At 49.4% G+C, this 3,408-nt stretch carries 5 protein-coding genes; 3 read left to right on the top strand and 2 right to left on the bottom strand.

Annotation, left to right across the window (positions count from 1 at the left end):
• The 3 genes from J5224_RS24190 to J5224_RS24180 form a co-directional block, all read left to right on the top strand.
• On the top strand, positions 1–853 hold an 853-nt coding region (locus J5224_RS24190; RefSeq protein ID WP_264627774.1), incomplete at its 5' end, for an alkaline phosphatase.
• A 72-nt stretch (positions 854–925) separates the two neighbouring features.
• Complete coding sequence (locus tag J5224_RS24185; RefSeq protein ID WP_264627773.1) at positions 926–1,423, top strand: hypothetical protein; 498 nt, start codon at positions 926–928, stop codon at positions 1,421–1,423.
• A 129-nt stretch (positions 1,424–1,552) separates the two neighbouring features.
• Entirely contained in the window at positions 1,553–1,780 is a 228-nt protein-coding gene (locus tag J5224_RS24180; protein WP_264627772.1) for a YdgH/BhsA/McbA-like domain containing protein, read from the top strand.
• Between the two features lie 99 nt (positions 1,781–1,879).
• Here J5224_RS24180 and J5224_RS24175 read toward each other — a convergent pair whose 3' ends face one another.
• Complete coding sequence (locus J5224_RS24175; RefSeq protein ID WP_264627771.1) at positions 1,880–2,671, bottom strand: hypothetical protein; 792 nt, start codon at positions 2,669–2,671, stop codon at positions 1,880–1,882.
• Positions 2,672–2,891: 220 nt separating this feature from the next.
• A partial coding sequence (locus J5224_RS24170; RefSeq protein WP_264627770.1) for a VWA domain-containing protein occupies positions 2,892–3,408 on the bottom strand: 517 nt, incomplete at its 5' end.

Raw genomic sequence — 3,408 nt, 5'->3', positions numbered from 1 at the left:
CGCCGCTATTGGCAAAGAGATCGTGGAATCTGGGCTGGCAACGGTGGTGATGGGTTCCGGCCATCCTGCCTATGATGAAAACGGCAAACCGACGACGCCGAAGGATGATAAGGCCTACCGCTATGTCGGCGGCAAAGCGGTGTGGGATCGTTTGGTGGCGGGCAAAACCGACTATAAGCACATTGAAACCAAAGCAGATTTTGTCGCATTGGCTGATGGCAAACTGAATATGGGTAACAAAACCAAGCTGGTGGGTACGGTGCAAAACCATGCGACGTTGCAGTTTAATCGTGCGGGCGTTGCTGCTGGCGAGTTGCTGGATAATCAGCCTGATTTGGCGACCATGACCCGTGGTGCGCTAAACCTGATAGCCAAGAACCCGAACGGCTTTATGTTGATGGTGGAAGGTGGGGCAGTGGATTGGGCTGCGCATGCCAATAACCTGCCGCGTTTGATTGAAGAGCAGATCGATTTCAACCACGCGGTTGAAGCGGCGGTAGCCTGGGTAGAAAAGAACAGCTCCTGGGATGACACGCTGGTGATTGTTACCACCGATCACGGCAATGGGTTATTGCAGGGACCAGATTCAAATAACGACGCGTTCTCCGACATTGTCAATCAGGGCGCCGGGGCGCTGCCGCTGGTGCGCTGGCACACTGATACCCACACGCGTGAACTGGTCCCCGTTTATGCTAAAGGTGCCGGCGCGGATTTCTTGCGCTCAGTGGCGAAACCCAACAAGGGGCTGGCAACCTACAATGTGCCGGAAGAGAGCCAACGGTTTGTTGATAACACGGATATTTTCCGTGCCTCACTGAATGCCTTTGGCATTACCGCAGCAGACCCCCAGTAAACCACTTGCTTGCGCTGTGTACCACGAACCGTACGCAGCGTTATTTTTATGACAGAACACAGGAATTTGGCCGTGATGAAGAAATGGATAAACGCGCATTGGCGTGATGCTCGGCGGCACAGTGTGGCAGGGCTTTGTCTGCTGCTGCTGAGCACCTCGGCGGTGCTGGCGGCTGACCACCCGACGGTAGCGGCGCCAAGCACCAATGCGCAGGCGCAGGTGATGCGTGCTGTGCGCCAATATGGAGAGTTGCTGATCGAATTGCGGTTTGAGAGCACGGCAGATACGTTTGGTGGCGAAACCATCTATGAGAATATGACGCCTGACATAATGAATTCATCCTTTTATATCGAGGCACAGGGACAGCATTTTACGCTGAGTGATACGGGAAAAGCGCAGCTCCCCACCTCGTTGAGATTGAATTTCAGCTACGACCGCAATAAAAATCCTCGCGTGGGTGCCTGGCGCGGAAGGTTCGTTGCGCCGCCAACATCAATCACTCAGGTTGAACTGCATATCCCCGGATTGGCACTGATATCAGGCATTTCGATTACCGACAGAGGAGAGTAAAATCAATCAATAAATTTGAATGATTATGGCAATTTTATCTGATATTCACTTCTGAATGATGGCGCTATGATTTATCACATCGAAGGCAAACAGCCTTTTAATCAAACATCAAACAGAAGGATTACCCTCATGAATACTATCAAAAAATTTGCCGCATTTTTTGCTCTCGGCCTGGTTTCTTTCGGTAGCTTTGCTGCCCAAGAAGTGGGTACCGTTCAGGTCAGTGGTGCAGAAACCCTGAGCGCATTCGAAGCGCAAGTGGCTGCCAAGGCTGAAGCCGCGGGCGCAACGTCTTACAAGATTGTCTCTGCTGCTGGTGGCGATCAACTGCGTGGCACAGCAATCCTGTATAAATGATTTCATCATCGTTGATGGAACAGCCTGAAAGGGGAGCGAAAGCCCCCCCTTTTTGTTTCTAAGGCCATTTCGTTATCGCTTGCTTAGGCAGCAGCGGTATTACAATTGGTTTAGCCAGTTGCTATCCCAATTCCGTTGATGGATGTCTGACGCAGACTCATCATGAGGGGCGGAGCGCGCGAGATACCTTGTGAGTAAATCAACACCCATATCAATGGTTTGACCGTAGTTATCTCGATTAAATGTCTTTTGCGTGTTGAATCCGCGCTCGAAGTCGAATACCGCAATTTGTGCGTTGGCTAGATCATTAGCCAATTTGACTAATCCATCATCGTCATTCAATGCCTTATTCAACCGCTCAATTTGTTCTTTATTCAACCCTTCTGCCTGCGTCACAAATAGTGTTCCATCTTTATTAACACTGAATCCAAAATACGCGTCCTTTAAATCGGGGTTATCTTCGGCAAGTTGGTCCAGGAAAGAGGAATAAGTCTGATCAATCTCGTCAGTTACCGCTGAAAGATTTCCCCACACCTGATACGACATTTTGGCGTGTTCGACTCGCATTTCTTCATGGCTAGCGGCTATAAGCGCTTCCCGTGCGGTTTGCTCTGCTTCACTAACCGGGCCCTGTTGAGCAACGGCTGCACCTTCAGCCGTTCTTTGCCAGGTGGATGCCGCACCATCCGCCTTTTGTTGTTCCGCATACGCCTGAAATTTAGTAAGGGCCTCTTGGCTGATATGCACCGTCTGAAGATCGCTTTTTTCCCCAGCAGATACCGAATGACGATCCTCGATATTCTGTTGTTCAGGTTGGCTGTTTACCGTACGGCTATTTTGTCCTGAATAGGTCACGCTATGCAATCCAGAGGTCGCTATGCTATCGATCATTCCTTGTTCTCCTGAGTATCAGGATGCCAGAGCATCTGACAACGCTGTCCTGAAAATATGCTTGAATGTGAGAGACGTATCATTTCTATCTTCTTAATACTAACGGTTATTTCTCACAAATCTTTAGGATGATATGGGTGATGAATTATTCGATAGCATATTATTCATAAAAATATTTCATCGCCGTGATTGGCATCAATGTCCCATGGCGCGCGGAGGATTAAAGGATTTGTGCCTCCTTTGCCTTATCTAGCCAGGGTTTAAACCCTTCCAGCAAAAGATCGAACAAACACTCATCTGACATCGTGGCAAAGTCGTCGATGGCGAAGAAATGGGAGTTATCAAGTCGTCTGTCGGTAAACGTATCCAGAACTTCCAGCAGGCCATAATTACAGCCGCCGAGGCCGACGAACTTCCAGAAAATAGGGTAGTTGGCGGAGCGGCGGATCGCATCTTTGATCTCTCGGGTTTTATTGATGCCACCGTCAGTGATAAAGACGACATATACGGGTAATTTACTGTTATAGAACGTGTCAATGAGCTCTTCCATTACCGGCGGCTCATTATTCCTACCTCCTAATCCCGGCAAGATCTCCCTTCCGACTCTTTCTCCCTGCTGTTGTATCGTGGTGATGTAGTCGTCAAGGTTTTCGAGCGTTACATTCGGGTACTTTGCATGTTGTTGACCAAAAGCCCACACATCCATTGAGCCATCATTGTCGCACTCGACTGACAGT

Source organism: Candidatus Symbiopectobacterium sp. NZEC135 (assembly GCF_025962695.1).
This window is presented reverse-complemented; position numbering and strand designations above follow the sequence as displayed.